We start from the raw sequence: 25,704 nt of genomic DNA, 5'->3' as shown, positions 1-25,704 counted from the left end.
CCTGTACACATATACTTCAACGATTTTACATGAAAAAAATCTGCTTATCCGTAGTCGGGCTTTTTCTCAGTTTCGTGGCTTTGTTTGGACAGACAGAAAAAGATACCAGTACGTACAAACCTCGCAAACTGACGTTTGAAGAAGCCAACCTCGTTTCGAGCTACTACCGGCAGGACGGAAACAACTCCGCTGTCACAGGTGGCATCGGCACCGAAAACCTCACGGACTATTCCAATACCGTCGACCTGAAATTTGTCAAATGGGGTCGTAAGGATATCAAACACAGCTTTCACCTGGAAGTGGGCATGGACCATTATACGTCTGCCTCTTCCGACAAGATTAATCCTTACACCATCTCCTCTCCTTCGCACGCCGACACCCGCATTTATCCTTCGCTGAGCTGGATGGCTGAAAACAATGCAAAGGGCACGACCGTTGGCGCGGGCCTTTCCTTTTCCAACGAATTCGACTACCGGTCCATCGGTGCAAATGTGCTGTTTGCCCAAAAAACAGCCAACCGCAACGGCGAGTTCAGTGCCCGGCTGCAGGCTTATCTCGACAACCTGAAATTGATTTATCCCATTGAGCTGCGCTCCGGCGTTATACCCACAACCCGTGAAGAAGAAAGAGGCGATGATTATGCCACCGCCAGCCGCAACTCGTTCAGCGGCTCGTTTTCATACTCGCAGATTATCAACCCCAGCCTGCAGTTGGCCCTTATTGCCGACGTTGTTTACCAGCAGGGATACCTGGGGCTGCCTTTTCACCGTATTTATTTCACTGATGGGAACGTCGCGATTGAAAACCTACCGGACACAAGATTAAAAATCCCGTTGGGTTTCCGCGCCAACTATTTCGTGGGCGACAAGTTAATCCTGCGCAGCTTTTACCGGTTTTATCACGACGATTGGGGCCTTACAGCTCACACGGCCCAGTTCGAGACATCGATGAAACTTTCGCCTTTCTTCTCGCTGACACCGTTTTACCGCTATTACAAACAAAACAGCGTGAATTATTTTGCACCGTATAAAGTTCACTCGCCTTCGGAAACCTATTACACCAGCAATTATGATCTGTCGGCATTCAACAGCCATTTCTACGGCGCCGGCTTCCGGCTGACGCCGGCCACAGGTGTCTTTCATGTGCAGCGCATCAGTGCACTGGAACTGCGGTACGGGCACTACAACCGGACTACCGGGCTGAACTCGGACATCGTTTCGCTGAACCTGCAGTTTAAGTAGCGGCTTTTCTTTTCGCCGGCAGCAGCAAGACAACGCTTTCTTTTGAAAAGAAAGCGTTTTATTTTTCTGTTCAAATCATGCCGATGAAGGTTGTCATCCTGCTTTTTCTTAGCACCCTGTTTTCGCCTTGCAGCTTCGCGCAGACCTATATTTCGCTGGCGCCCAGCCTGACCAATTCGGCTGGCACCATTGCCGAAAAAAGCAACCTTGCACTCGAGATCGGCCGCCAGTGGAGCGTTTTCAGCATGGGTATCGACATTGGCAAAACCACCATGGCATCAATGCCCGGCAGGGACAGTTCCGTTTATCTTGAGCTACGTCCTAACCTCAACGTGTTTCAGCAGGGCAAATTCACCAATACATTTACCGCCGGCATCGGCGGAATTTTCCATGCAAGAGAAAACTTCATGACCGAGCTCACATCCGGTATCGAATATGCACACAACGACCGGCTGCACTTCAACGTTGTTTTTGGCCAGTACTTTTACAGCGGCCGTTATTCGGCCAGTGATGTGACTTTCTTTGGGATCTCGGCCATGTACTATTTTTCTCCATCCCGCGACGGATCCTTTTTTAAACGGAAAACCGATTGAAGGGACTGCCGGCAACTAAAAACAAACCGCACCAAGTGGTGGTGCGGCTGCAGCCTCGCTGGCAAAACAGCATTGGCCGGATCAGTCTTTCTTTGCTTCGTGTTTCACTTTTACACCGCTGTACTTTTTGCGTTTGGGATGAAGGATGTTGTGCACTTTTTGCTTGGGTGTGGATGTCTTTTTGACCTTGGATTTGGCCACAGATGTTTCCACTTTTACTTTTTTGTCAGTGGCTTTTACTTCCTTGTTTTGCGCGGCAGCGGTCAACCCGAGTGCAACCACAACAAGGAAGCTCAGAAGGAACTTTTTCATATGCGTTTTTTTATTTACGCAGCAAAACCTTTGCCGCCCAGATTGGTCCATACGAATTGCGGCTATTCTGGCACGGTCTTTTAATCTACTAAGTAAAATACCTTATATGAAACGACTTTCTTTTCTTGTTTTATCCGCTTTGATGAGCGTGATGGCAATGGCACAGAATGGTGGAGCCGATGTAAATGTGGATATTACGAAATCAGGCGGCGGCGGTAGCAGTTTTCCCTGGTTGTGGGTGATTGGTGGTCTTGTGTTTGTGGTATTGCTGGTAGCCCTGTTAAGTGGTGGTGGTAGTACAAACAGAGTGGTGGAAAAGAAAACGATTATACGTGACTGATAAGGACCTATTGAAACAACACCAACCCGTTACCCTGGTCAGTAAAACTTCAACACCCTGTAAGCAACGAGACAACAATTCAGTTGCAGTAAAGCCCTCTTCGGAGGGTTTTATTTTTTTAGCGTGACCAGGTGGTGGGCCGGCGAGGTAACAAACCCGGCATACGGTGTCACGGGGGCTTGTCCCAGGGTCTGTTTTCCTGCTACATCAAGAGAAGAAAGGCGGGAAACCGAGTTAACAAGGATAACTGTTATTGAAAAGGCCAATAGCATAAGGGTAATGACCTGGAACGTTTTCGGCCTGTCTTTGACAGCCATGGTGATCTCGAAATGTAAAAACTTTTGCATAGGTTAAGATATGGTTTGGGTTTTCGGTGGTAAGGGAGCGCAAATGTACGGTAAAAAGGCTGCGAAAACCACGACACATGAAAAAATGTTGTAATCACAATCACATCGACCTACGTGAAGCCGGGAAAATTCCCGCCATTCCAACCAGCTCTTCCTTTCCCCATCGCAAAAGAACGCCGCGCTTTTGACATTTCCAATCGTGGATAATTGGGAAAGGCCTGTTGCCGGCTCGATATTGCATCACAATTCACCGGCCGGAACACGACCAGCCTTGATATCCGCGGCTTGCAGGGTTGAAAAAGCGTCAGAAAACAGGGTTGCGTCTTCCTGGAAGCAGCGAAAAAGATCGGCAATAAAATGGATTCGTTCCGGCAGGCTGGCCCAGTCCGTCGCACCGCTTTGCAATACACTATCCGGTGTGGGGTCAATGGTGCGAAGCAGCGAAAGCAGGTCTGCATTTTCCAAATGAACCAGTTGCGCGGGGAAGGATGTAGTCAGATCTTTTCCCAAATGGAGATGCCTGCCCGGTAGCGACAGAACCATCAGGTGTGCTGTCAGCAACCGACGCAGCAGCTCTTGTACACGCACCGCCAGGGCGGCAATGGCCTCGTCCAAAAAACCTGTTTTCCCTAAAACACGCTGAATAAGAAAGTAGAGCTTTTTCCAAAAGCCTGTGTCCGCCATCAGCAATGCATGCACGTATTTTTTTACCGGATCGATATCCATGCTACCGGCATTCAGCGCCTCTAAAATTTCGGGTTGCAACCGGGTTTGTTCGTGAAAGCCGATTTCCAGATTCGCAAGAAGGGAGAGTTCGGCCCTGCGTTTTTCATCCTGTTCGAAAAAAGCAAGGTAGTAATGCCGGAAAGCACGTTGCAGGTAGTCCTGTCGGTCAGGCGGTGGCCCGGGATTGAGCTGGCGGCAAAAAGCCGTGATGTGCTCTTCGTTATAGGTTTCGTCGTTCAGGCATACTTGAATAAACCGGGCAAACTGCAGGGCGATTTCTTCAAACACTTTTTTATTGCCGCGACTCACGGCTTCGGCGGCTTTTTGCGCTGCAGTGGAAGCAAAATTTTCCAGGATCGAATTTTTCACCTACCCTGTTGATTTCTGCGCACCCAGTTCCCGGGCAACTGTGATCACCAACACCAGTGCCGTTTGCAATTCGTCGTCCTCTTCCAGGCAGGTTGCCATACTTCGTTGAATGTCTTCCTTACGGATTGTTTGGCCTGCCTGTCTGGAAGCCCAGGTGGCAAATGTGCACCAATTGGCCACCAGCCCTGTGCGGTGGGCAAATGACGCCGACAGTTCGCAGTAACACTGCGTGATCTGCAGGTTGCGAAGCACGGGGATTGCCTGCGCTGCAATTCGCTCTACGTCTGCAACCGAAGGTGCTGTTGGTAATACCGAAGATGATACACTTGAAGCAGCCATATTCCTTTAAAAGTTACTCAATTTCCCCGGCAAAAATGAATAACCGCAAACGTCGAATGCCGTGTTTTTATACCTATCAAACATTTGTCATCCAAAAACGAGGTGAATATCTCCGAAAAGAATTGAGGATAACGATGAGTGCTTTACCGCCAAACAAATTTCCCTTCGGTACTGTATAGGTGATGGAAACGGATATCGCTACGAAATGCCGACTCTAAATAAAACGATGGGCGTGTAACAGTCTTTGCCCCGGAAAGGGGAGTCTCTTCAACAGATCCTGCTATCAAGCAATGCGCAGAACCGGAGTACAACGTCAACAAGCAATGAAATAAAAACCAAGGTCGCCGGTTGAAGTAGACGAATGGCTTAACGGAAAAAAATGAAGAAAAAGGCGATCGGTAAAAGCGAATTATGCAAACGATTTGCTTCTGCACTTGCAGGCAAAAGCAAGGCAGGAAAAGGGGAGAAAAAAACTACCGGGCTTTCGACCCGGTAGTTCACTGTTTTACTTTTTAATGTGGTTGTTGACAATCTTAGCAAGATCAAACATCGAGATCTGGTCTTTGCCGAAGAGCGTTCTTGTTTTTGCATCGGCATTGATCATGCGCCTATTGGTTTTGTCCTGCAGGTTATTCTTCTTGATGTGGTCCCATACTTTCTTAACGATTTCCGTACGGGGCATCGGCTTGCTGCCAACCACGGCAGCCAGTGTGTCATCGGGCTGCAGAGGCGCCATGAAAGCTGCATTGGGTTTGCGGGTTGATTTCTTTGCAGCCGCTTTTTTAGGTGCTGCTTTAACAGGGGCTTTGGTAGCTGTTTTTTTTGCAGGAGCTTTCTTTGCTGCTGTCTTTTTTGTTGCTGCTTTTTTCGAAGCTTTTGCCATAATGATTAGAATTTAAAAGGTCGTAAGAACTGGTTTATGCATACTAATTTACGTCTATCTGTCGATTGCGGCCAAAAGAGTTTTCAACGGTCAAAAAATTATACCAACCCGGCCCCGAAAAAAGCATGTACGCTGGGCAAATTACCCGGTCTGGGTCCAATAAAATGGCCAGATCAAAAGGCACGGTAACATCAAAAAAAGACAGGACCGTTAGGAATCAATCCTTCCAAATAACGGCCTGGCGAAAAGGGTTTCAAAACAATTTTTCAATTGCAATGTTCAGCACTTCCACCAAAATCAGGATGATGACGATCCATTCCAAAATATTGCTGTTGCGGTACTGGAGCAGTCCGCGGAAAAGTTCGAGGTTGTCGCGGACAATGCTCAAGCCTTCGTGGATCACCCGCACACGCACCTGCAAATCAAATGTTCGTTTCAGATCCGAATCGGCTTTGTTGAGCCTTTCGTTTTCCCACGTTTCCGGCGGAGAATCGAAGACGTAAATATTCTCCGCAATGCGGTTGCGCAGCAGGAGGGTGCGGCCGATGTACTGTTTTAATTTTTTCCCGGTAATCCCTAGCCGGCCTTTCGTTTCCAGCATTTGCGTGTACTGGTTGGTTTCGGCCAGCAGTTTGGAAGTTTGCTCCCCGTAATAGTCCAGCGCCACAGACTGCGACACATTGATCATCACCAGGCGCAGCACGTCGATGCTGGCCGATGGAATTTCGATTTTATTAAATCCCACCCGCAGGTCTTTCGAGCCGGTTTCGACCAAAAACTCATCGGTCAGGCTGTTTTCAAAAATGTTCTTGCAAAACGGCTTGATGATGCGTAAAAATTCGGAAATGCTAACGGGATCGTAGTTTAAAAAGCAAACTGCGCCATACTTGAACACGTAGAGATAATGGTCGGTGTCGATGCGGTAAAACAATTCGGATGGATCGCTGTAATACAGCTCAGCTTTAAAAAAAGCACTGAACTGTTTGACATCGATCGAATCGGCAATCTGGTATGAAATGACTTTTTGTGTCATACACCTAAAAAATAACGAGCTCTGAACAATGCCTTCTACCCGATCAGGAAAGCCGGTTTCAAACGGTTGCCGGCCGGAGAGTCTTGCTCATTTTATGATGCGCAATTCCCACTTCGAAAAACTGTTCGCCGGCAATCCGGTAGCCGCACTTTGCATAGAAGGGAAGCACCGTGTCCCGTGCATGCATCACAAGTTCGGTATATCCATTTTGCCCTGCAATGCTTTCGGCAAATGACAACAAAGCTGCACCTGATCCCTTTTTCTGAAACGGCAGGTCTACCGCCATTTGCCGGAGCTGCACAACACGTCCGGATAGCGGGGTTAAAATACAACAGGCCACGAGAGCATCGTCCTGGTAGGCACCCAGAAGAAAGTCTCCGGCTTCTTTTTGCGGATTGATATAAGACCGGGGGATACCAATCGGATCAAGCAATACTCGCATGCGAAGGGCTAGCATGTCTTCATAGGCAGGCGACCCGGCAGGAATGCGTTTATAGTGGAGCGTTGTCACAGCCACAAAGGTAACCGGGCACCGGCAGAAAAAACAAAAGCCCAACCATAGGGTACGGTGGGCTTTGTTCATCCATCCTTGTTTGCGTCCAAATCAGCCGTTTAGTATTTTGGATCCGTGCAGATAGGCTTGATTCGGAGAATAAATAAACAAACAAGTTCCATCCTTCAACAGGTCGATCACTTTTGCCGACAGTTCCTGTGGTACAGCAGGACAGCCGAAGCTGCGACCCATGTAAGGGGATTGAAGACGGTTATCACCAATATAATTGGCACCATGAATAACAACGGCTCTTGATTCGGCATTGTTGTTAAAACCATTCTCCTGTCCGGAGAGCTTCAACGATAAACCGTGCTTGCCGAAATAGGTGTTTTTCGTAACATAGAAGCCAAGACTGCTTTGCAGTGATTCGGGGCGGTTCGAGAAGTTCTCGGCATAGTCAAGCCCGGAATTTTTACCGTGTGCAACATAGGTATTCATCAGCACCTGGTAGTTCTTGGTATCAATGATATAAAGGCGTTTCGCTTTTGATGACTGGCTGAAATCGCAAATAGCCACGACATTGTCCCTGTTCAGCACGCCGCGTTGCGCCAGCACTTGCTGTCCTTTGTAGGCCATCAGCATGGCATCTTTGGACAGGCCCATATCGGCCAGCTTCAAACTGTCGTAAAGCAAATTGGAAGCGACCTCTACTGCGGAAAGGGATTTTGACTCAGTCTTTTCTTCGGTAACGACTGTACTCTTTACGAGTGTCTTGTTGCTTCTGGCCTTCAGCGTTGGGATAGCGATCAGTACGGTTAGAAGACAAACAAGGGATGCCGGTAAAAAGATTTTTTTCACGTGCATTGGGTTTTTCAGGTTTTTTGGATAAACGCTGCGGGTGTGAAAATAGTATGCACCCCCCGCATGGACAAGCAAAAAATCATGTTTTTGCCATCGCCGAACAAAGTTACGAACTAGTACCCGGGCAGCACGGATTCTTACGTTAAAGAATTGTAGTTGTTTTACTTATCCACCTCTTTCACTTCCCGTTTTTTGACAATAAACTCCGAAGAATAGATACGTAGCAGCAAAATAAATAGGGCAATCAGTACCGGGCCAAAAATCAACCCAATAAAGCCAAACAATTGTACGCCAATCAAGACACCAAAGATGGTAATGAGGGGGTGAATGTCGCCAAGCCGTTTGTTCACCAGCAAACGAAACACATTGTCGATCAGGCCGATGACAACAAAACCCCAAAGGCCCATGGCTATGCCTTTGCCGGTATGACCCTGGACAAACAACATAATGGTCAGTGGCACATAGATGATGGCCGCCCCAACAACAGGCAACATGGCTGCAATGGTCGTGGCGACAAACCAAAGCCAGGGCTCGTTAACGCCAATGATGAGGTAACCGATCAGCCCGGCAATCCCCTGTACAAATGCGATTAGCGGAATGCCGATGGCGCTGGACGAGATAATGTTGCGCAGCTCGGTTCCAAGCCGATCAACATTGGAATCTTTCAGGGGAATGTATTCATACAGGGCCGTCTCCATACGGCGTCCGTTAACCAACATGAAGTAGAGCAGGAAATACATGGCGGCAACCAGCATAATGCTATTGAATGTCACCCCTAAAATCTTCGGCAGCAGCTGCGCCAGGTAACTGCTCACCTTATTCATGGCATTGGTGTCGATGAACTTGTAACCTATCCTATCTTCAAGGCGGCCGGCAGCGACATTCAGCGAATTGATCAGCTCGTTGGAATGTGCTACCAGGTAGCTGATTTTAGAATACAGGATGTTTCCCAGCAACCCAATCGGCACCAGGATCACAAAAAAGGAGAGCACCAGCAGCACGATGGCGGCACGTGTTGGTTTCCAGCCTCTTCTTTCTACCAGGAAAAACATCCGCTGCCGCATCAGCACATAAAACGTAACCGAACCCAAAAAAGCAGAAAAGAAAAACCACAACTCCTTCGCCAGTACGATTCCCAAAAACAAGATGACGGCAATGAAGAAAATCTGCTTCAGGACATTATTATCAATGGTCGTATTGTTCATAACAGATCGAAACACGGTTTCCAAACGAAGTTACCATACCAAACAAAAACCACCTCCTTGCCTTGGAAGAAGAAAATGCCAGCACCAGTAACGGAACATGTTTTTTGCGGCGATATCTAGATTTTGACGGCTTTCCACCGACCCTTTTTAAAAAGAATAAAAGCCGCAACGGTAATGACCATTTCCGCAACCGGGATTGCAATGAATACACCTTTGGGACCAAGCGCAAAATACTTGGCCAGCAGGTAAGCCAGCGGCAACTGGAACAGCCAAAAACAAAAGATGTTGATGACGGTTGGCGTACGGGTATCGCCGGCACCGTTAAAAGCATTGATCAATACCATGCCGATGCCGTAAAAAATATAGCCCGCACTAATGATTCGCAGTGCCGTGATTGCATATTGTTGCACTTCAATGATTGGTGTAAACAATCCTACAATCGCTCCCGGAAAAAACAAAAACAACAAGGATACCATCCCCATGAAAATGGCATTGTACTTTGCCGTTTGCTCCACCGACTGCTCAGCCCGCAGCAGGTTCTTTGCACCGAGATTTTGTCCAACCAGCGTGGCAGCTGCGTTGCTGATGCCCCAGGCCGGCAAAAGAAAAAACATGATGATGCGGATCGCCGTTTGGTAACCGGCAGAAGCGGCGCTGTGTCCTGTTTCGGCAACCAATTGCGCCAGGAAAATCCAGCTGCAGGACGCAATGATAAACTGGAAGGTCGCCGGCCAGGCAATCTTTACCAGCGACCGGATGATCGCTCCTTCGATTTTCAGCGAAGCCTTCGATAACCTGACCACGCTTTTGCCGTTGAACAGGTGATAAAGCTGGTAGCAAACGCCAATGCTCCGGCCGATCGACGTGGCCATTGCTGCGCCGGTAATCCCGAATGCAGGAACGGGGCCAAGGCCGTTGATCAGGAGTGGACAAAGCACGATGTTAAACCCGTTTGCAATGGCCAGGCTGCGCATCGCAATCGAAGCATCACCGGCGCCGCGGAAGATCCCGTTGATCAGGAAAAGCAGCATGATCACCGTACTGCTGGCCATCATGATGCGGGTGTAGGTAGCACCGGTTCCGATCGTCTCTGTCTCAGCACCCATCAGGCGAAGAATGTCCGCAGCGAACACCACTCCCGTGATACTAAAAAAAAGAATGATGGCAAGACTGAGCCACAAACTTTGCATAGCGGCCGAAGCAGCGCCTTTTTCATTTTTCTCACCGATGCGGCGGGCCACCATGGCTGCGGCTGCCATGCTAACACCAATGGCAATGGAATAAATAATGGTCAGTACTGACTCGGTGAGGCCAACGGTAGACACGGCATGTTTACCCAGCCGGCTTACGAAAAAAAGATCCACCAGCGCAAACACGCTTTCCATGCCCATCTCGAGAATCATGGGAACAGCCAATAAAAAAATAGCCTGGCGTATGCTACCCACAGTGTAGTCCTGCGGCTCACCTTTCACAGCGCGGATGAATAGAGAAAAAGCTTTGACAACTTTTGGTTGCGTCACAGTCTGCGACATAAAGAGGTTGGTTTTGTAAATGGACGAAACAGGAAAAAGGCGTTTAGCCTGCAGATGGAAAATGCCGTAAAAGGCTTGTTAGAAAATCATATGCGCTTGCTTGAAGAGAAACAAATATATCAAACCTTTTTCATTGCCGCCAAATAGAGCTGGATAAACGAAGCAATTTCTTTGCGGCGGTACTGCATGATGAAACGCGGATGAGGCAGCGGCACAACTTCACTAAACCAGTGAAAACGGTTGTTGAGTCCGGAGAGATACTTGAAGTTTTTTTCTCCACCAATACAAAGGCAGCGACTGCGGTCAACCGGGAAACGCAATTGCTTTTCGATACTTTCGATGATAAACGGCTCCACAGCCTTTTGCAGGTCTTTGTCGTCGTAATAATTGATGTTCCTGCCTTCTTTCACAAAGCCCAGTGGGCACACAGATCCAATAAAAAAATCCCGGTAAAACAGTTCCGGCCCGCCATAGGCATTGACAACCGCGTAAATAAATTCGGCCGAAAGCTCGGAGCCTTTGCCAAATGGATGCGCAATCCTGCAGTCTTCTGTTAGCTGGCGGGCTGCTGTGAAATTGACACCCGTAATGCCGGCACCAAACCGCCCGGGATTGATCCCCAGGAACAGCTGGCGCCTGCCTGCATCATTGAAATACTTCACCAAAAAAGTCTTGACAACCTGCAATACCGCCTCGCTTTGCTGGGGGTAAAGCCATTGTACATGGTTGGGCAGTTTTTGTGTGGGGTGGAGCGATGTGTAGAATTCGTAAAGGTGATCTGCCCAGGTTTTCATGCGGGCAAAAGTAAGAAGCAACCGCAAGGTTGCTGTTGAAACGCCGGGTTGCGGCGTACAGGAAATCTTATCGGGTCATCAAAACATTAGTAGAGCAACCGGTTTCAGTAAAGCTTAGGTCAGTAAACCGTCCAGTGAAATGGCCTCGAGATAGGGATCCAGGTGCGAAGTCTCACTGAAGGTCGTCACCTTCAGGGCTACGTTGAAATGGGTGTGCCAGCTAACTTCGACGTAGATATCGTGCAATTGATAAAGCTGCAGGGTGTGAAAGCCTTCGGTTCGTTGTGCCAGGAAAACGCCCTTCTCCCACAAAGCCCTTGCCCGCTCAATGTCGGTAGTGGATGTATACGTACGGTCTTTCATAATTGGTTGTTTGGTGCGAGGTTTAGACCGTAAAATTGGACAATGTTTAATTGACCTTTGTGCGTTTTAGTTTAACGCTTTCATTTTGTCGGTTAACCATTAAAGGGCTTCGATCCTTGTGGCAAAAACAACGGTCAGCCCTTAGGCTGCCACATGAAAAAAGCCCCGTCCGCTACGGAGCTTTTTTCATGTGGGAAAAACATCACGGTCTACGAACGAACACGACCTTTTTTCTTGTCGCGGTGACGGCCGATCACGTAACCGGCACCGGCACCTACCGCGCCGCCGATGATCGCACCTTTTCCTTTTTTGTGACTGACAGCTGCACCCGTGCCTGCGCCCACGACACCCCCGATCACCGCTCCTTTTTTCCGGCTGCTCCATTTCTTTTGTGCAGCCGCTTCATTAAAGGTCGCCGACACCATGGTGGTGCCCATCGCCAACAATAAAATCAACAATGCTTTTTTCATAACTTACTTTTTTTATTCAGCCATCATGGGTATGACGACTTTTATAAAGAAGCAAGTCTCTTGCCAAGGCCGGCATGGATCATTTCCACCCCAAGCGAGCCTGACGATGGCATATTTTTCACAACTGTTCCTTTGTGCCCCTACAGCGGGAACAGGTTCACGCCAAGGCACGGCCAGCGCAAATGGCAACTTTACGCTCCTGTGAAAACAAACGATTGCTAAACACAAAAAATGATCGGTATGAGCCAGGCATTTGTCCGCGAGAGCGATGAGCAATGGTTGCACGAGGTGCAGCCCACCATGCATGCGCTTCTTGTTTACCTCGCAAGAGAAAACAACGGTATTCGTGTCTATGAACAAAAAATATCGGTGCATCCGAAGACCGGCCGGGAAATCTATCACATGAGCAATGGCCTTTCCTATACCAAAGACGAGGACGGCCGGTGGTGCCTTGCCTGAGGCGAATGCCTTCTTTTTATTTACTAGACCTCTACTAAAGCGGTGCAATCAACTTTCCCCGGCATTAGGTCCTATGTTTGGTTTCGCTGTCACCCTCATGATTTTGATTGAAAGTTTGCCAGCCGAAATCGCCAAAGCAATGGCACGATTTTCTTCTATCACAATGGAGGTATGGTTTGGATATACTGAACCTTGCAAACCGTTGGCTTTACTGCCTGTACAGCGTACCGGCCAAATTGAAACGTCCTGCACCGGCAGGACGCTTTGTTAGAATAAAGTGAGATGAAAGTTCTGTCGCTGTTACAACCCTGGGCCAGCCTAGTTATCATGGGCGCCAAAAAAATTGAAACCCGCTCCTGGCAAACCGCCTATCGCGGCGAACTGCTCATCCATGCCAGTATGGGGAAAAAAGGAGCGGCCCTCGTGAGCGATCCACCCTTTAACCGGTATATCCACGACTTCGAGCGCCTCCCATTTGGTGCCATCATCGGCAGTGTTTTCCTGGAGGAAATTGTCCCTGTTGAAACGCTGCAGCTTCCCGCTACCGCACTGGCACATCTCACACTGGAAGAAAAAGCCTTTGGCGATTACACCAAAGGCCGGTATGCCTGGCTGCTGCAAAACCCGGTTCCGTTCATTAAACCCATCGCCATACGAGGCAGCTTGGGACTGTGGAATTACCGGCCGGAATAAGGCCTGCTGCAGCCAGTCATACGAATGCCGCTTTACCTGCCGACTGCCACCTGTTTTGCCTTGGCAAAAGCATTGGTAAGGTGATGGCGTTCGTTTTCATTTTGCGGCTGCGCCACTTCGCTGTTCTTTCTTTTGTTCAAAAAATAATACACAACAAAACCTGCAAGGGCCAGCCCCGCCGCAGCAAAATATTTTCCCTTCATAAAAATCGTTTTCGGTAAAAGGACAATTGCTGTGCCATGGGGGCAATGGGCAATTTGCAACCGGCAAGAAACAAAAGGCAGAACTCCCATTCCGGTAGTCCACACTTATTGATGTTCTGTTCAAATTGCTGATTGCCTATTCTCTTTCGATCTCCCGTCCCAGTTTCAGCTTTAGGCGCAGGCGTGCCATTTCGCGGCGGAGCAGCTTTTCCTTGTCCCTCTTGTAGGAGGCTTCGTCGTATTTCTGTTTGCGGGCAAGTTCTTCCCGCCACTGCTCTGTACGCAGCAATTCGTTCTGGATTTCGTTGAGTTTTTGAATCATGTTATAGCGTTTTACAAGCCATTTCAAAAAAATAAGATCAGCCAGCGCACCGATACCCAGTAATCCCAGCGTAAGCATCCATACAGCGGCCGTCTTTTTCTTCCGCAGGTAAATCCTGTGAAGACCTAAACAACCAAAAAGACCCACTGTCCAAAAAAGGTAAGCCCTTCCCACAGATTTGTATTTCGGCATAAAAACGGGTAACGCCTGGTCAAATTAAGCACTGCAGCAAACGACAAAAAGGAAAATAGTTTTGCACATCGCTTGTACATATCCTGCAGATTCCGGAGTCGGCTTCTCTACCCTGTTTTCAATGCGAGAGCCGGCCGAAAAAATAGTTGTACACAGCCCGCTTTCCGCTCTTTCCACCGCCCTTGCACCGGGTCGAACCGGCGTCGTTCGACTCACCGTGGCAGCGGCGCCAACTACGTATTTTCACATAATTCCGTCACGTAGTTCTACAGTCCAAAGCGAACACTTATCCGTAAAAACACGATTCAAGGAAAGGGCGATTCTGCTCTTGACGGGGGAACCATTGTACAATACTTTTGAAATAGAGGTTGACGCACCAATGTGGCCACGAAACTTTCCACTTTTCAACCTCTTTCTACAATCCACCACCCAAGAAATTATCTTCTGTCCCTACTGAGAATTGCTGCTGTTCGTACCGGCCAGCAGGATTGTGTAACTGTTTTAACTGTTGTTTTATGCAGAAAAATGGAGTGAAGATTTTAGTGGTAGACGACGACATTGACCTGCTGATGCTCATGGAGCGCAAACTCCAGCAACATGGATTTGTAGTAGAGTCAGCCGTTTCACTTTCGGAAGCCGAATATGTCCTGTCGCTTTTCAAACCCGAACTGGTCATTATAGACATCAACGTAAATGGAGAAGACGGCCGCCAGCTTTGCTGGAAGATCAAGCACGGGCCTGAAGCCGACAGAACGAAGGTGATGCTGATGTCGGGCTACTGCTGTCCCACCAGTCGTGTGATGCGCTTTGATGCCGATGATTTTATAGCCAAACCTTTTCCGCCTGAATTTGTGCAGCAAAAAATTGCCGCGCTGTTTCCGCAACCTGCGGTGGTTGTGATGAACCCTGCCGGTGTGACCCGCTAGATCACACGAACGGAAAAAAGGCTTGTAAAAGGGGACTGGGGAATGCTTTGGAGTAAGCATGATTTAATCAGCCAGCGCTGAAGAACGATGGTTCTTTTGTGAGAGGCGCCGGCCGGATTACATCGGCTCGGGTTCGATCCTGATTGCTTTGATCTCCTCCTCCACTTCGGTTTCTTCCAGGATTCGCTGATGCCTGGCATTGCTGGCAATGTAGAGAGCAAAGGCAGCAAGAGCCGCGTCCTTGAGCAAATTGGTCAGGGCCATTTGCTGGTACGCTTTATCGGCCGTTTGCAGGTAATTGGGCAGGTGTATGGTCAGGACAATGACAAACAGCAGCAAGGCCAACATGTAGGCTGCTGTTCGTACCCATACATTGACGAAAAAGGAAAGCGCGGCCAGGATAAATGCCACACCGGTGAGATAAACCCAAAACTTGCCACCAGGCAAAAAATCCGGTACAGAAACAACCAATACATCGGGATAAAGCAAATGCCGGATGCCAAAATAAAACATAACAGAGGCTAGGATGTAAATGGCGATCCGCGAGATAATGTGCTGGTTCATAACCACTGATTTAATATAATAAAGTTACGCCATGTCAGGCGTTTCCGGTGGCCTTTTATCCGCCTTATTTCGCAGTCATGGAAACGGTGCCGGCCACTTGCAAGCCGCTCAAAAAAAACAGCCGCCTTGTTTCCAAAGCGGCTGCCCGAAGAGATTGTTTTGTCCGGATTAAAAACGGAAGCCCACACCCACTTTTACGGCCTGGTTGTAGGCCTGAATGCTTTGGCCCGAATTGACCTTCGACAGCCCGTGATCATAGGCTGCATTGATGCTAAAGCCATTGCCGAACTGGTAGCCAACACCACCGGTCAGCGACACATCCCAGGGATTGAACTGGTCTTTCACATCCCGCTTATCGTTGATAAAATTGAAACCGAAAACGCCGGCGGTTGTATGCAAGTTAGCGCTGGCCAGGTAGCCGACCTGCGGACCGGCAAAGAGTTGCAGGCCGCTGATCGTCGCCTTTGCCAGAACGGGCATTTCAATATAGGCCAGGTCGAGCTGCGACTTGCCGCCAATGATATCGGTGCCCTTGATGCCCAGGCTTCCTCTCAGCTCATATCCTTTTTGGGTATACGTAAGTCCCGGCTCAACCGAAAAGTTTTCCGACACGGGAATGGAAACAAAGCCGCCACCGTAAAAGCCGGTTTTGCTGTGCGAGGTAACAGCCCCGCCGGTATAGGTCAGGAGGTTTTGAAAATTATTGACGGCATCGCCGCTCATGGATGAATTGACCACGCCTACACGGACACCGAACGAAGGTTTTGATTGCGCCATCACGGCTCCCGAAACAAAGAGGAAGGACAGGAAGAATAAATGTTTTTTCATAAAATGGAGGGAACGTTGATTTGGCCGTTCTGCCAAATCTGGAGCAAACCTTTACCCATCTTTTGTTAGCAATTGTTAATGAAGATTTCTTTAACAAGGGCTCGCCTGTTCAGGCTTTGATGCTGGTTGCCGAGGGTTCTGTTCTCCCTTTTCTGTTGCTGTTTCGTCAGGAAAAGAATGAAGGCTGAACGATCCAACGTCAAACGTCGAACACGGAATAACCTCAAAGCACTAATTGCTCCAGCAATTTTTGCCCGGCTTTTTCCAGGTCCTCACACAGACCCACATGGGTTTTGGAAACCTGCACGATGGTGCTGCGGGTAGCGGTCAGCCAGCGAAAGCGGGACGGCAGGTCTAGTTTGGCAATGGGTCCGCCGTCTTTGGCGCCCTGGCTTATCTTTTCAAACGCCGCCAGGTAAGCCTGCACCTCGGCAAGATCGAGCGAAGGAGCAAACGCTTTCAGGCGTTCCTCATCGAGGTGGAAAAAAGTGTGCAGGTAGCGGTGCTGCTTGCAGTAAAGCACAATGCCTACGTTGAGAAACTCTTCCCGCTCAACCTTCGGCACCACCCGCACCACGGCATATTCAAACAAATGCTTTCCGGGCATGCTGCGCTTCTTTTACAAAGGTGGAAGAATGAGTAAGACGGTTGCGCAAAAAGTCCTCGTAGACCTTTCGCACATCGACGTCTGCCGGGTAAGAATCCGTGTTGATCCAGTCGTCGGGTAGCAGGCCAACAATGGCGGCGATCCGTTCGGGAGTCAGGATTTTCCTGGACTGCTGGTCGATCGTCTCCATCTCGCTGGCCCAGGGCAAAAGCACATGGTCTTTCACCTGCACAAAAGGCCGCTCCGATTGTTCTTTCCAGTTGTCCCAGCTGTGATGAAAATAAAGCGAAGCGCCATGGTCGATCAGCCAAAGTTCCTTGTGCCACATCAGCAGGTTGGTGTTCCGCGGCGTACGATCCACGTTGGTCAGGAAGCAATCCAGCCACACGATCTGCGAGGCCAGCGTGGCGTCAATGGTTGTCACCACAGGGTCGAACGTGATGGCACCGGACAGGTAATGCAAGGCAAGGTTCAAACCAGCGCTGGCCTTGAGCAGGTCCTGGATTTCTTCGTCCGGCTCCGTGCGGCCAAAGGCCGGGTCGACCTGGGCAAACACGATCTCCGGCACCCGAAGTCCCAGCGCCCTGGCAATTTCGCCACCGAGCAACTCTGCTACCAGGGCCTTTACCCCCTGGCCGGCCCCGCGAAACTTGAGCGCATACAAAAACTCGTCATCTGCCTCCACAATGGCCGGCAGCGAACCGCCTTCCCGCAAAGGTGTAACGTAGCGTGTAACCGTCACCGTTCGGAGCGACAACTCCTGGTCCATATCTGCTTTGCTTTGCGCAAATGTAACCGCTTTCGCAAAGCAGGTTTCAAATCCGGTTGATGGCGGCTTTCCCAGGTAAAAAATGCCGGCAGGATGAAGCGGTTTGCATTGCCACAGGCAAGGAGCAGGCAACTGCACATCCGCCGGAAAAAGACGCTTCCCAATACCGGAATCGTAAATCACGCAGTTTCCGCAGTTGCCCGCTCAAAAAACCACTCGTACCGATGCGAGAATTTACCTTTAATATCTTCCAAAACAGCGCCGGATTGCCGCCGTAGAACCACCAAAATTTTTCCGTAATAGTGCAATTGGATATGAAACCGCCCACTTTTACTTTCGCCCCATGCATGTCGAAATAATCCAATGTCCCCAATTCGGTACCGTCTTCAAACGCCAGGACGGACTGCGCTTCACGTTTGACGCTTACGTCACCATTATTTTCAATGAAAGCCAGAAGCTGATGCTAAAGATCAAAACCTCGCTTGGCAACCTTGCTTTCCCCATTCCCGACGACGACACCATTCATGGTTTCCTGGAAATTGTCGAGAAAGGAAGCTTCCGCAAACGGCCATCCACCTACGAATACGTGGAAGCTCGCCTCATCAAAGGCAGCATCGAGTACGAAGCGTATTTGCCCTGGGAAAAAGAGGCCTGAGCCCTTATCCATACGGATCACTGTTGACTTTTGCAAGAACACACCCTGGTGTGTTCTTGTCATTTACAGCCGTGGCCCGGCGCAAAAAAGAGCAGAAGCCGGCGTGCTATTTCATCCGCATCACGGCGGCGACGGTTTCGATGCCTTCCCACAAGAACCCAATCCGCACATTTTCATTTTCCGCGTGCTGGTTGTTGTCGTAATTCGCAATGGAAAGAACCATCACCTTTGACTGGAGGACGTCTTCAAACAGGTAAAGCGGAAGACTGCCACCCGCCGAAGGCACCAGCACCAGCGGGTCGTTGGTGGTCGACTGTACTGCCTCCTGCACGGCCCTTGCGATGGGCAGGTCCATGGATGTGCGTTGTGCATTATAACCGTGGTCCATTGTAATCTTTACCAGCTTTGCCGACGCGGCCCGCTCTTCATCGGTTGGCTCATGGTCTATTACTGTAAAGCCCCGGCTTTTGATATGATCAACGACTTTTTGCACCTGTCGCCGCCAGTCGTTGCCTTTCACGAGCCGCAGGTCCAGTACGGCTTCCGCCTTTGCCGGGATCACGTTGCTGGCCTGTGCGCCCACATTGGCACTCTGGATGCCGTTGATGTTGAGCGTTGGCACCATGAGCCCTTCGGCAAGGGAGCGGCCAGGCATTTCCGGGTCTTTCAGGCCCAGTTCTTTTTTCAGCAGCGAATCGCTGTTGGGGAGTTGGGCGAGCGCCTGTTTTTCCCGCGGTGACAACGGTGTCACGTCGGCGTAAAAATCTTTCACCAGCACGTTCCCGTTTTCGTCTTTTAGGGAAGCAAGCAGTTGCACCAGCCGCAAAGCCGGGTTGGGCGCCCAGTTGCCGTAATTCCCGCTGTGGAGCGGACGCCTGGCGCCATAGACCGTCAACGCCATGTTCACGTCGCCCCGAACACCAAACGAAAGGGTCTTCCTGCCCGTGATGTGCTTTGGCCCGTCTACCACAATCCAGGCGTCGGCGGTGAGCAGGTCTTTGTGCCGGCGAAAAATTTCGTCGAGGTGAATGGAGCCGACTTCTTCTTCCCCTTCGAACAGGAACCTGATGTTGGCGGAAAGCTTTGCACCGGTTTTCACCAGCGCATCGTAGGCGTTCAGGATGACCATGACTCCTGCTTTATCATCGGCACTGCCGCGGCCCGAAATGCGGTAACTGTCGTCAACCGGTTCGCCGGCTTTGTACGGCCCGACAATTTTTCCACCGCTTTCCAGCGGTGCTGTCAGCACCACCGGCTCGAATGGCGCCAGTCCTTCGTGCCATTGCTTCGGGTTGACGGGCTGCCCGTCGTAGTGGGCATAAAAACCCAGTGTTCTCGCGGCACCCGGGGTTTTGATCTCGCCGAAAACAGCCGGTGTCACACCCGGCGTGGTTCCCTGCAGCAGTTGCACCCGGATTCCCCTTCGTTCCATCATTTCGCGGATAAAGGCAGTGTTTCTGCGAATGTTGGGCGTATCGGCAGACACGTTGGGTATCGAAAGAAAGCGAACATATTCGTCGAGGAGTTGCGCCTTGTTTTGCCGGACGAATTGTGCAACCGGCTGCGCTTTGCCCGCCAGCGAGAAAAGAACGGCAACCGGGAACAGGAAACTTTTCATGTGCAGGTGGAATTAGGGAACCGAAACTACGGTAACGATTTTACACCACCTTTCGCGAACGGCCAACACAAAGCGTATCCGGCTCCGCCTTTCAAAATATTTTATGATGAGTGGTAACCGTTGTCAGCCGTTCCGGACTTATATTACGTCCTTTCTCCCTGCAACCGGAACGGCACCAACAGACTGGATAACAAAACATCCGCTTATTCTTTTTCAAAATAAACACAGCATGAAGTTTACGCACTTGTTTCTCCTGCTGCTTGTGGTTAGCACCGCGGCACAGGCACAAAAAAAGTACGAATGGAAGACCGCTACCGCTGGCGGCTACACGTACAGGTATGTTACCAACGACCCGATGGGAACCCGTTTTTACACGTTGAAGAACGGTCTGACGGTCGCCCTATCGCCCAACAAAAAAGAGCCCCGCATTGCCGTTCGCATCCCGGTGCGTACCGGCAGCAACACCGATCCCAAAGATCACACCGGCCTTGCGCACTACCTCGAACACCTCCTGTTCAAGGGCACTGACAAATTTGGTTCGCTCAACTGGGCACAGGAAAAGCCTTACCTCGACCAGGTAGACAATCTTTACGAGCAGTACAACTCGACCACGGATGCAGCACAACGCAAAACCATCTACCACACCATTGACAGCGTGTCGGGTATTGCTGCCAAATACGCCATTGCCAACGAGTACGACAAGATGATGGCGGCTCTCGGTTCGCAGGGCACCAACGCCCATACCTGGGTGGAGGAAACGGTGTACGAAGAAAACATTCCCGCCACTGCGCTGGATAAATTCTTAACCATCCAGTCCGAACGCTTCCGTCAACCGATTTTCCGCATTTTTCACACGGAACTGGAAGCCGTATACGAAGAGAAAAACCGTTCGCTCGACAACGACGGCTGGAAGGTGCAGGAAGCTATGCATAGCCTGCTGTTCCCCACGCACAACTACGGGCAGCAAACCACCATTGGCACCATCGAGCACCTGAAAAATCCTTCCCTGAAAGCGATCCGCGAGTACTACTACAAATTCTATGTGCCCAACAACATGGCCATTGTGCTGGCGGGAGATTTCAACCCGGACGAAGTGATCAAAAAGGTGGACGCTGCTTTCAATTACATGCAGCCCAAACCGGTGGAAGAATACAAAGGCCCTGTGGAAGCACCGGTGAAAGGCGCCGTGGTAAAAGAGATCTATGGTCCTTCGGCCGAAACCATGCGCATTGTATACCGCACCGGTCCGTCCAACTCACGTGAAGCCTTTTTGGCCGACCTTACCTCTTCCATCCTTGCTAACGGCAAAGCCGGTCTGCTGGACCTGAATTTAAACAAGAGCCAGAAAGTGCTCGGTGCCAGCGCCGGTGTGCGTCAATACAAAGACTACGGCGTGTTTGTGCTGCTGGCCAATCCAAAACAGGGTCAGACGCTGGAACAGGTGAAAGACATTTTGCTGGAGCAAATTGACAAGCTGAAAAAGGGCGAGTTCGACGAATCGCTGATCAAGGCCATCGTGGCCAACTACAAACTGAGCCAACTGACAGCGATGGAAAACAACGCCAACCGCGTGGAAGACATCGTGGACCAGTTTATCAAAAACCGCGGACAGGGATGGGATAAAAACGTGGCGCAACTGGACGACATGGCCAAGGTAACCAAGAAAGAGATCGTGGATTTTGCCAACCGCTTTTTCCTCGCCGACAACTATGCGGTGATCTATAAACGCAAAGGCGAAGACAAAAACATCGTGAAGGTGGAAAAGCCGGCCATCACCCCGGTAGAAACCAATGCCGGCAAACAATCCGATTTTGTAAAATCGATCACCAAAGATGCGTTGGCGCCCACCCAGCCGGTATGGATGGATTACAACAAAGACATCCAGAAAGGAAAAGCCGGACTGGCCGACGTGTTGACTGTTCCCAACAAAGACAACAGCCTGTTCCGCCTGAACTATTATTTCAGCATGGGCAATTTCAACAACCGCATGCTTCCCATTGCACTGCAGTACCTGCAGTTTTTGGGTACCGAGAAATACACGGCCGAAGACATCACCAAGCAGTTTTACAACCTGGCGAGCAGCTTTTCTGCCAATGCGGCCAACGAAGAAACCACCATCACCATCAGCGGCCTGCAGGAAAACTTCGACCAGTCGGTAGCCCTGTTCGAACACCTGCTGCGCAATTGCCAGGCAGATGAAAAAGCACTGGAAGCGCTGAAAGACCGCCTGCTGAAAAGCCGCGCCAACAACAAGACCAACAAACAGGCGATTGCTGCTGCGATCCGCGACTACGCAGTGTACGGAGCCAACAACCCGTTCAATTATGTACTGACAAACGAAGAGATCAAATCACTCAGGGCCGAAGACCTTGTCGCGCTGCTGCATGCGCTGCCGTCGTACAAGCACGACGTGCTTTACTATGGTCCTTCACCCCTGGCCAAACTGAGTGCCGACATCAGCAGGCTTCACCCAATGCCCAAAGCATGGACAGCGGCCCCCAAAGCCGTTCAGTTCAAACCATTGAAACAAGCAGCCAACCAGGTTCTGTTCAACGATTACGATGCGGTGCAATCGGAGATCTACTGGGTGCGTGACCTCGGCCAGTACGATCCGAAAAGCACGGCCAAGATCAACTTGTACAACAACTATTTCGGTGGTGGCATGAGTTCCGTTGTGTTCCAGACCATCCGCGAATCAAAAGCGCTGGCCTACTCAACCTATGCGTTTGTGCAGACCCCGGCCAAGAAGGAAGACGATTACACCTTTGTGGGGTACGTGGGCAGCCAGGCCGACAAGATGAACGATGCCATCAACGGCATGAACGACCTGCTGAAGGAAATGCCGAAGACAGAGCAGAATTTTGTGAACGCAGTGAAGAGTCAGAAAAAAGACATCGAAACACAGCGCATCACCAAAGACGCCATCATCTTCAGCTACCTGAATGCAAAGAAGAAAGGCCTGACGGAAGATGTGCGCAAGACCGTGTACAATGAACTCGACAAACTGACACTGGCCGATATTGCCGCTTACCACCAGCAGCAGTTCCAGAACCAGCCGTTCACGTACACCGTGATTGCCTCGGAAAAAAAGATCAATGTAGACGACCTGAAGAAATACGGGGAGGTGAAAAAAGTGGCCGTAGATGACCTGTTCGGATACGAAAATGTGAGCAGGGCCTTCTAACCCTGTTCGCAAAAAACGCAAAGGGCTGCCCGCAACGGCAGCCCTTTTTTCTTCGGTAAAATTTTTCGCTCCACTGCCGTTGAACAAGCAGCATTAAAGCGGGTTACCGCGTTACGACCTTCACCCGCTGGTGGCTGTACCGTTCACCACCCGCCTGCTTCGATTGCCGCACCATTTCGTAAATCACGAGACCGATCAGCAACACCAACAGAATAAGCGACGACCCCTTTGTGCCGTAAGCAAGCCCGCCTTGTTCGTGCGGCTTGGTTAGCAGGTCGCCAAAGGTGGCGCCAAAAGGACGGGTCAGCACAAACGCAATCCAGAACAGCACAACACGGGAGATTTTTGTAAAGAAGTAGGCCAGCACAACCAACACCAGCGCAGCCGTAATGAGCAGCGCACTGCCACCGAAACCCAGCCCGGAATCATCGGCAAGAAAATCGCCCAGCGCCGTACCCAGGGTATTGGAAACAAGAATCGCCAGCCAGTAAAAAATTTCGCCGCGAAAGCTGCTGATTCGGTTCACCGACAAACTCTTCTCCACCATCTTCCATATCAACAGAACTACAATGAGAAGGGAAACAAGCAGCATGGCACCCTTGGCATAACCAAGCTGCAACGTTCCGTCCATGTAATCCGACATGGTTGTTCCCGCGGTACTCGTTGCCACGATCACGGCCCAGTAAATGGGTGGAATGTAGCGTTTGGCCAGGAGCTGCAGCGTCAGCACCACGAGGAAAAAACCCAAAAAGATCAGTGTGCTCACCGCATAACCGACGTTAAGCGTTTGCGCCACCAGGTCGCCGCCGGTTTCGCCCAGCGTTGTGGCCGTTATTTTCATGATCCAGAATAAAAGCGTGAGCAGCGGAATCTTGTTCCAGCTATATTCTGTTTCGGATACGAGCTTGTTCATGAGGCATCATTTCCCCCAACCTTTACAACCTTGATGCCATGATACAAGCGTTGTGCGGCTTTGGCGGCACGAGACTGTTCTGGCTTGCCTTTTGAAATCCTTCCGGTGATGTCCAGGAAACGACTTCTTTTGCTGCTCTCCCCGGCCCTGCTGCTCATTGCCGGTTATTTTGCGGTACAGGTTTACCTGCGTGCCACTATCCGCGACGAGGAAAAAGCCACGGGCAATAATCTTGTGCGTGAAGGGAAAAAAACAGATACGCTAGGAGGTAAAAAAGTCTCCGCCCTCGACCTGCGTCCGCACTTTGTTGAACGCCTGCAGCAACTGCTGAAAAAAAGTTCAAATGGTTTGTACGAGCTGACCGTTGGCGATTTGACAGTAGATGTGCTGGCATCCACCATTGCGTTGCGAAACGTAACGGTTCGTCCGGACGCAAAACAGCTTGAAGCCCTGAAAGCATCGGGGCTTTTGCCCGATGACGTTTTCACATTTGCGTTTAAAAATTTGCACATCGAAGGCGTGAACCTCGACGACGCCATCACCAGCAAAACCATGGATTACAAACTCGTGAAACTGGTGAACCCCGAGATCGAAATCGTGCATTACAAAGCCGGCAGGACAAAACCCGAATGCGACTTCACGCAACGCTTCCTGAAAGAAATGCAAAAACTCTCGCTGGACAAGCTGGTTGTGCAGGATGGCAACATCAGTGTGCACGACAAACAAAAGGGTACAACGAAACGATTTGCCAACGTGCAGGTGCTGATGAAAGACATCCTGCTCAACGAAGAAACCCGGGCGGATAAAAGCCGCTTTCTTTTTGCAAAAGAAGCCCGCCTCGATTTTCACGATTATAGCAGCAGAACAAAAGACGGCTTGTACAACCTGAAGATCGCCGGCGTTTCGGTGAATGCGGCACAAAAGCAGATCACGTTAAACAAATTTTCCTTTGGTTCACCGCTTAGCAAGCAGGCCTTTGTCAAAAAGCAGAAGCAGGCAAAGGAAATGTACGGGCTTTCCATTCCGACGGTTACCCTGACCGGCGTGGACTGGTGGTCTCTGCTCAACGAAGAAGACGTGCTGGCTACTGAAGTAGAAATGAGAGGTGGAAAATTCTCGGTGTATTTTAACCGCAGCCTCCCGTCGAAAAAAAAGCTGGGCAACTTTCCCAACCAGTTGTTGCTGAAACTTCCGTTTAAACTGGATATTGCCCGAATAAAGATCCGCAACCTCGATCTATCGTACGAGGAGTACAATCCGCTTTCACAACAAAGCGGAACCATTTATTTCGATAATGCGTCGATGGATATTACCAATGCCGGCAACCAAAACAAAGCACCGGTCGTGGTCAACGGAACCGCTTTGCTCATGCACCAGGTTCCCGTGCGGGCACGGTTTGAATTCGACATGCGCCGGGCAAAATCCGGCCGCTTTTCCGCCTCCGTTCATTCAGCGACGCCATATGCCGGGAGTCTGTTGAATTCTTTTACAGCGCCGCTGGGAATGATGAGGGTGGAAAAAGGTGAACTGAAAAAACTTGACGCCACCATCAGGGGTGACGAAACGGGTGCCAGCGGAACCGTGCAGGTGCTTTACAACGATTTAAAGCTGGCCTTGCTCGAAAAAGACCAGGGCAAAACAACACTGGACAAAAAAGACGTCACCTCGCTCCTGGCCAACCTGGTGGTGTTAAAAAAAGACAATCCAAAAGGTGGGAAAACACCGCGAGTGGAGCAGGGCAGTTTTCAACGCGACCCGACCGGCGGCTTTATGATGCTCGTGTGGAAGACCATCCTCGTCGGCGTGCTCAAATCGATCGGTGCCCCAACGAAACTGGCCTATAAAAAACAAACAGCGGCAAAACAGTAAA

Annotated in this window: 32 protein-coding genes; 11 read left to right on the top strand and 21 right to left on the bottom strand. The window is 50.2% G+C overall.

What is annotated here, in order from left to right:
* The first annotated feature begins 29 nt into the window (after nt 1-29).
* Nucleotides 30-1,241, top strand: coding sequence for a DUF3570 domain-containing protein (locus D6024_RS05995; protein ID WP_121353689.1), 1,212 nt, complete (start codon nt 30-32; stop codon nt 1,239-1,241).
* A gap of 83 nt (nt 1,242-1,324) precedes the next feature.
* Nucleotides 1,325-1,834 (top strand): hypothetical protein, encoded by a 510-nt coding sequence (locus D6024_RS05990; RefSeq protein ID WP_121353688.1) that lies wholly within the window; start codon nt 1,325-1,327, stop codon nt 1,832-1,834.
* An 81-nt stretch (nt 1,835-1,915) separates the two neighbouring features.
* Here the strand turns inward: D6024_RS05990 and D6024_RS05985 are convergent, their stop codons facing one another.
* Entirely contained in the window at nt 1,916-2,146 is a 231-nt protein-coding gene (locus tag D6024_RS05985; RefSeq protein ID WP_121353687.1) for a hypothetical protein, read from the bottom strand.
* 106 nt (nt 2,147-2,252) lie between these two features.
* Between D6024_RS05985 and D6024_RS05980 the strand changes: the two genes are divergently transcribed.
* Nucleotides 2,253-2,486 carry a hypothetical protein gene (locus D6024_RS05980; RefSeq protein WP_121353686.1) on the top strand — a complete coding sequence of 78 codons (234 nt, stop codon included), beginning with the start codon at nt 2,253-2,255 and terminating at the stop codon, nt 2,484-2,486.
* 110 nt (nt 2,487-2,596) lie between these two features.
* Here the strand turns inward: D6024_RS05980 and D6024_RS05975 are convergent, their stop codons facing one another.
* The 4 genes from D6024_RS05975 to D6024_RS27195 all read right to left on the bottom strand — a co-directional run bounded on the left by D6024_RS05975 (nt 2,597) and on the right by D6024_RS27195 (nt 5,003).
* Nucleotides 2,597-2,833: a hypothetical protein gene (locus tag D6024_RS05975; RefSeq protein WP_121353685.1), complete on the bottom strand. Its 237-nt coding sequence runs from the start codon at nt 2,831-2,833 to the stop codon at nt 2,597-2,599.
* Between the two features lie 240 nt (nt 2,834-3,073).
* On the bottom strand, nt 3,074-3,928 hold the full coding sequence (locus D6024_RS05970; RefSeq protein WP_121353684.1) for a hypothetical protein: 855 nt from the start codon (nt 3,926-3,928) through the stop codon (nt 3,074-3,076).
* A complete protein-coding gene (locus tag D6024_RS05965) occupies nt 3,929-4,267 on the bottom strand; it encodes a hypothetical protein (RefSeq protein ID WP_121353683.1) in 339 nt (112 codons plus the stop codon).
* 505 nt (nt 4,268-4,772) lie between these two features.
* Nucleotides 4,773-5,003, bottom strand: coding sequence for an SWIB/MDM2 domain-containing protein (locus D6024_RS27195; RefSeq protein WP_240409971.1), 231 nt, complete (start codon nt 5,001-5,003; stop codon nt 4,773-4,775).
* On the opposite strand from D6024_RS27195, the gene D6024_RS27190 reads away from it, so the two are divergent.
* A complete protein-coding gene (locus D6024_RS27190) occupies nt 5,002-5,166 on the top strand; it encodes a hypothetical protein (RefSeq protein WP_240409970.1) in 165 nt (54 codons plus the stop codon). The genes D6024_RS27195 and D6024_RS27190 overlap by 2 nt on opposite strands.
* A 237-nt stretch (nt 5,167-5,403) precedes the next feature.
* On the opposite strand, the gene D6024_RS05955 is transcribed toward D6024_RS27190, so the two are convergent.
* The 8 genes from D6024_RS05955 to D6024_RS05920 form a co-directional block, all read right to left on the bottom strand.
* Nucleotides 5,404-6,183, bottom strand: coding sequence for an RMD1 family protein (locus tag D6024_RS05955; RefSeq protein ID WP_121353681.1), 780 nt, complete (start codon nt 6,181-6,183; stop codon nt 5,404-5,406).
* A 58-nt stretch (nt 6,184-6,241) separates the two neighbouring features.
* On the bottom strand, nt 6,242-6,766 hold the full coding sequence (locus D6024_RS05950) for a GNAT family N-acetyltransferase (protein ID WP_121353680.1): 525 nt from the start codon (nt 6,764-6,766) through the stop codon (nt 6,242-6,244).
* A gap of 21 nt (nt 6,767-6,787) precedes the next feature.
* Nucleotides 6,788-7,534 carry a murein L,D-transpeptidase catalytic domain family protein gene (locus tag D6024_RS05945; RefSeq protein ID WP_162944580.1) on the bottom strand — a complete coding sequence of 249 codons (747 nt, stop codon included), beginning with the start codon at nt 7,532-7,534 and terminating at the stop codon, nt 6,788-6,790.
* Between the two features lie 164 nt (nt 7,535-7,698).
* The gene (locus tag D6024_RS05940; RefSeq protein ID WP_121353678.1) at nt 7,699-8,742 is read right to left on the bottom strand and encodes an AI-2E family transporter; all 1,044 of its coding nucleotides are present in this window, start codon (nt 8,740-8,742) and stop codon (nt 7,699-7,701) included.
* Nucleotides 8,743-8,858: 116 nt separating this feature from the next.
* A complete protein-coding gene (locus tag D6024_RS05935; RefSeq protein WP_121353677.1) occupies nt 8,859-10,274 on the bottom strand; it encodes an MATE family efflux transporter in 1,416 nt (471 codons plus the stop codon).
* Nucleotides 10,275-10,393: 119 nt separating this feature from the next.
* Entirely contained in the window at nt 10,394-11,068 is a 675-nt protein-coding gene (locus tag D6024_RS05930) for a uracil-DNA glycosylase family protein (RefSeq protein WP_121353676.1), read from the bottom strand.
* Nucleotides 11,069-11,182: 114 nt separating this feature from the next.
* Nucleotides 11,183-11,431: a hypothetical protein gene (locus D6024_RS05925; RefSeq protein ID WP_121353675.1), complete on the bottom strand. Its 249-nt coding sequence runs from the start codon at nt 11,429-11,431 to the stop codon at nt 11,183-11,185.
* A gap of 209 nt (nt 11,432-11,640) precedes the next feature.
* Nucleotides 11,641-11,901 carry a YMGG-like glycine zipper-containing protein gene (locus tag D6024_RS05920; RefSeq protein ID WP_162944579.1) on the bottom strand — a complete coding sequence of 87 codons (261 nt, stop codon included), beginning with the start codon at nt 11,899-11,901 and terminating at the stop codon, nt 11,641-11,643.
* Between the two features lie 240 nt (nt 11,902-12,141).
* Here D6024_RS05920 and D6024_RS05915 point away from each other — a divergent pair, with 240 nt between their 5' ends.
* Nucleotides 12,142-12,360, top strand: coding sequence for a hypothetical protein (locus tag D6024_RS05915; protein ID WP_121353674.1), 219 nt, complete (start codon nt 12,142-12,144; stop codon nt 12,358-12,360).
* Between the two features lie 282 nt (nt 12,361-12,642).
* Nucleotides 12,643-13,053, top strand: coding sequence for an ASCH domain-containing protein (locus D6024_RS05910; RefSeq protein WP_121353673.1), 411 nt, complete (start codon nt 12,643-12,645; stop codon nt 13,051-13,053).
* A gap of 32 nt (nt 13,054-13,085) precedes the next feature.
* Here D6024_RS05910 and D6024_RS26560 read toward each other — a convergent pair whose 3' ends face one another.
* Both D6024_RS26560 and D6024_RS05905 read right to left on the bottom strand, forming a co-directional pair.
* On the bottom strand, nt 13,086-13,256 hold the full coding sequence (locus tag D6024_RS26560) for a hypothetical protein (RefSeq protein ID WP_162944578.1): 171 nt from the start codon (nt 13,254-13,256) through the stop codon (nt 13,086-13,088).
* Nucleotides 13,257-13,392: 136 nt separating this feature from the next.
* The gene (locus D6024_RS05905) at nt 13,393-13,770 is read right to left on the bottom strand and encodes a TM2 domain-containing protein (RefSeq protein WP_121353672.1); all 378 of its coding nucleotides are present in this window, start codon (nt 13,768-13,770) and stop codon (nt 13,393-13,395) included.
* 515 nt (nt 13,771-14,285) lie between these two features.
* Here D6024_RS05905 and D6024_RS05900 point away from each other — a divergent pair.
* On the top strand, nt 14,286-14,696 hold the full coding sequence (locus D6024_RS05900; protein WP_121353671.1) for a response regulator: 411 nt from the start codon (nt 14,286-14,288) through the stop codon (nt 14,694-14,696).
* Between the two features lie 117 nt (nt 14,697-14,813).
* Here the strand turns inward: D6024_RS05900 and D6024_RS05895 are convergent, their stop codons facing one another.
* Nucleotides 14,814-15,260, bottom strand: coding sequence for a DoxX family protein (locus D6024_RS05895; RefSeq protein WP_121353670.1), 447 nt, complete (start codon nt 15,258-15,260; stop codon nt 14,814-14,816).
* A 168-nt stretch (nt 15,261-15,428) separates the two neighbouring features.
* A complete protein-coding gene (locus D6024_RS05890) occupies nt 15,429-16,088 on the bottom strand; it encodes a porin family protein (protein ID WP_121353669.1) in 660 nt (219 codons plus the stop codon).
* A 20-nt stretch (nt 16,089-16,108) separates the two neighbouring features.
* Here D6024_RS05890 and D6024_RS26555 point away from each other — a divergent pair, with 20 nt between their 5' ends.
* Nucleotides 16,109-16,276: a hypothetical protein gene (locus tag D6024_RS26555; RefSeq protein WP_162944577.1), complete on the top strand. Its 168-nt coding sequence runs from the start codon at nt 16,109-16,111 to the stop codon at nt 16,274-16,276.
* A gap of 35 nt (nt 16,277-16,311) precedes the next feature.
* Here D6024_RS26555 and D6024_RS05885 read toward each other — a convergent pair whose 3' ends face one another.
* Together D6024_RS05885 and D6024_RS05880 are read right to left on the bottom strand one after the other, a co-directional pair.
* Complete coding sequence (locus D6024_RS05885) at nt 16,312-16,695, bottom strand: DUF3037 domain-containing protein (RefSeq protein WP_121353668.1); 384 nt, start codon at nt 16,693-16,695, stop codon at nt 16,312-16,314.
* Nucleotides 16,673-17,647 carry a HipA family kinase gene (locus tag D6024_RS05880; protein WP_240409969.1) on the bottom strand — a complete coding sequence of 325 codons (975 nt, stop codon included), beginning with the start codon at nt 17,645-17,647 and terminating at the stop codon, nt 16,673-16,675. Before D6024_RS05880 ends, D6024_RS05885 begins: the two co-directional genes overlap by 23 nt.
* A gap of 160 nt (nt 17,648-17,807) precedes the next feature.
* Between D6024_RS05880 and D6024_RS05875 the strand changes: the two genes are divergently transcribed.
* On the top strand, nt 17,808-18,119 hold the full coding sequence (locus tag D6024_RS05875; protein WP_121353667.1) for a hypothetical protein: 312 nt from the start codon (nt 17,808-17,810) through the stop codon (nt 18,117-18,119).
* A gap of 106 nt (nt 18,120-18,225) precedes the next feature.
* Here the strand turns inward: D6024_RS05875 and D6024_RS05870 are convergent, their stop codons facing one another.
* Nucleotides 18,226-19,737 carry a M20/M25/M40 family metallo-hydrolase gene (locus tag D6024_RS05870; RefSeq protein WP_121353666.1) on the bottom strand — a complete coding sequence of 504 codons (1,512 nt, stop codon included), beginning with the start codon at nt 19,735-19,737 and terminating at the stop codon, nt 18,226-18,228.
* 229 nt (nt 19,738-19,966) lie between these two features.
* On the opposite strand from D6024_RS05870, the gene D6024_RS05865 reads away from it, so the two are divergent.
* The gene (locus D6024_RS05865; RefSeq protein WP_121353665.1) at nt 19,967-22,921 is read left to right on the top strand and encodes a M16 family metallopeptidase; all 2,955 of its coding nucleotides are present in this window, start codon (nt 19,967-19,969) and stop codon (nt 22,919-22,921) included.
* Nucleotides 22,922-23,024: 103 nt separating this feature from the next.
* On the opposite strand, the gene D6024_RS05860 is transcribed toward D6024_RS05865, so the two are convergent.
* A complete protein-coding gene (locus D6024_RS05860) occupies nt 23,025-23,834 on the bottom strand; it encodes a COG4705 family protein (protein WP_121353664.1) in 810 nt (269 codons plus the stop codon).
* Between the two features lie 108 nt (nt 23,835-23,942).
* Here D6024_RS05860 and D6024_RS05855 point away from each other — a divergent pair, with 108 nt between their 5' ends.
* Complete coding sequence (locus D6024_RS05855; RefSeq protein WP_162944576.1) at nt 23,943-25,703, top strand: AsmA family protein; 1,761 nt, start codon at nt 23,943-23,945, stop codon at nt 25,701-25,703.
* The last annotated feature ends 1 nt before the right edge of the window (nt 25,704 follow it).

It is taken from the genome of Flavisolibacter nicotianae (genome assembly GCF_003628535.1).
GTDB classification, from domain to species: Bacteria; Bacteroidota; Bacteroidia; order Chitinophagales; family Chitinophagaceae; genus Flavisolibacter; species Flavisolibacter nicotianae.
The sequence above is the reverse complement of the archived record's forward strand: the minus strand, read 5'-3'. Positions and strand labels throughout refer to the sequence as shown.

Bases quoted from the DNA above. Each gene is read 5' to 3' on its own strand.
- D6024_RS05935 (WP_121353677.1), bottom strand. From the start codon at position 10,274: ATGTCGCAGACTGTGACGCAACCAAAAGTTGTCAAAGCTTTTTCTCTA.
- D6024_RS05860 (WP_121353664.1), bottom strand. From the start codon at position 23,834: ATGAACAAGCTCGTATCCGAAACAGAATATAGCTGGAACAAGATTCCG.
- D6024_RS05875 (WP_121353667.1), top strand. From the start codon at position 17,808: ATGCATGTCGAAATAATCCAATGTCCCCAATTCGGTACCGTCTTCAAA.
- D6024_RS05965 (WP_121353683.1), bottom strand. From the start codon at position 4,267: ATGGCTGCTTCAAGTGTATCATCTTCGGTATTACCAACAGCACCTTCG.
- D6024_RS05900 (WP_121353671.1), top strand. From the start codon at position 14,286: ATGCAGAAAAATGGAGTGAAGATTTTAGTGGTAGACGACGACATTGAC.
- D6024_RS05940 (WP_121353678.1), bottom strand. From the start codon at position 8,742: ATGAACAATACGACCATTGATAATAATGTCCTGAAGCAGATTTTCTTC.
- D6024_RS27190 (WP_240409970.1), top strand. From the start codon at position 5,002: ATGAAAGCTGCATTGGGTTTGCGGGTTGATTTCTTTGCAGCCGCTTTT.
- D6024_RS05920 (WP_162944579.1), bottom strand. From the start codon at position 11,901: ATGAAAAAAGCATTGTTGATTTTATTGTTGGCGATGGGCACCACCATG.
- D6024_RS27195 (WP_240409971.1), bottom strand. From the start codon at position 5,003: ATGGCGCCTCTGCAGCCCGATGACACACTGGCTGCCGTGGTTGGCAGC.
- D6024_RS05990 (WP_121353688.1), top strand. From the start codon at position 1,325: ATGAAGGTTGTCATCCTGCTTTTTCTTAGCACCCTGTTTTCGCCTTGC.
- D6024_RS05895 (WP_121353670.1), bottom strand. From the start codon at position 15,260: ATGAACCAGCACATTATCTCGCGGATCGCCATTTACATCCTAGCCTCT.
- D6024_RS05870 (WP_121353666.1), bottom strand. From the start codon at position 19,737: ATGAAAAGTTTCCTGTTCCCGGTTGCCGTTCTTTTCTCGCTGGCGGGC.
- D6024_RS05980 (WP_121353686.1), top strand. From the start codon at position 2,253: ATGAAACGACTTTCTTTTCTTGTTTTATCCGCTTTGATGAGCGTGATG.
- D6024_RS05985 (WP_121353687.1), bottom strand. From the start codon at position 2,146: ATGAAAAAGTTCCTTCTGAGCTTCCTTGTTGTGGTTGCACTCGGGTTG.
- D6024_RS05995 (WP_121353689.1), top strand. From the start codon at position 30: ATGAAAAAAATCTGCTTATCCGTAGTCGGGCTTTTTCTCAGTTTCGTG.
- D6024_RS05915 (WP_121353674.1), top strand. From the start codon at position 12,142: ATGAGCCAGGCATTTGTCCGCGAGAGCGATGAGCAATGGTTGCACGAG.
- D6024_RS05930 (WP_121353676.1), bottom strand. From the start codon at position 11,068: ATGAAAACCTGGGCAGATCACCTTTACGAATTCTACACATCGCTCCAC.
- D6024_RS05905 (WP_121353672.1), bottom strand. From the start codon at position 13,770: ATGCCGAAATACAAATCTGTGGGAAGGGCTTACCTTTTTTGGACAGTG.
- D6024_RS05975 (WP_121353685.1), bottom strand. From the start codon at position 2,833: ATGCAAAAGTTTTTACATTTCGAGATCACCATGGCTGTCAAAGACAGG.
- D6024_RS05910 (WP_121353673.1), top strand. From the start codon at position 12,643: ATGAAAGTTCTGTCGCTGTTACAACCCTGGGCCAGCCTAGTTATCATG.
- D6024_RS05865 (WP_121353665.1), top strand. From the start codon at position 19,967: ATGAAGTTTACGCACTTGTTTCTCCTGCTGCTTGTGGTTAGCACCGCG.
- D6024_RS26560 (WP_162944578.1), bottom strand. From the start codon at position 13,256: ATGAAGGGAAAATATTTTGCTGCGGCGGGGCTGGCCCTTGCAGGTTTT.
- D6024_RS05890 (WP_121353669.1), bottom strand. From the start codon at position 16,088: ATGAAAAAACATTTATTCTTCCTGTCCTTCCTCTTTGTTTCGGGAGCC.
- D6024_RS05950 (WP_121353680.1), bottom strand. From the start codon at position 6,766: ATGAACAAAGCCCACCGTACCCTATGGTTGGGCTTTTGTTTTTTCTGC.
- D6024_RS05925 (WP_121353675.1), bottom strand. From the start codon at position 11,431: ATGAAAGACCGTACGTATACATCCACTACCGACATTGAGCGGGCAAGG.
- D6024_RS05885 (WP_121353668.1), bottom strand. From the start codon at position 16,695: ATGCCCGGAAAGCATTTGTTTGAATATGCCGTGGTGCGGGTGGTGCCG.
- D6024_RS05955 (WP_121353681.1), bottom strand. From the start codon at position 6,183: ATGACACAAAAAGTCATTTCATACCAGATTGCCGATTCGATCGATGTC.
- D6024_RS05855 (WP_162944576.1), top strand. From the start codon at position 23,943: ATGTCCAGGAAACGACTTCTTTTGCTGCTCTCCCCGGCCCTGCTGCTC.